We start from the raw sequence: 238 nt of genomic DNA on the forward strand, positions 1-238 counted from the left end.
GGGCCGACTGTTCGCGCCGTTGAAAGGCCTTGAGCACGCGCTGGCGGATATCTCCAAAGGGGACGGTGACCTGACCGTGCGTTTGCCTGTCACTGGCAACAACGAGATCACCCGTATTTCGGTGGCCTTTAACACCTTCGTCGAAAAAATCGACCAAATCATCGCACATGTAGTGGAAACCGGTGAAGAGCTTGGCCGTTCAGCCGAGTCGCTGCGCGACAAAGCCGCGCAATCGCTG

General features: G+C 57.6%; 1 protein-coding gene. It reads left to right on the plus strand.

Annotated features, from left to right (window positions below):
• Positions 1–238, plus strand: a 238-nt coding sequence (locus tag P8629_RS12665) for a HAMP domain-containing protein (RefSeq protein WP_278166437.1), incomplete at both ends; no start/stop codon positions are given.

Origin of the sequence: Hydrogenovibrio sp. 3SP14C1, assembly GCF_029625905.1 — a bacterium.
Lineage (GTDB): Bacteria > Pseudomonadota > Gammaproteobacteria > Thiomicrospirales > Thiomicrospiraceae > Hydrogenovibrio.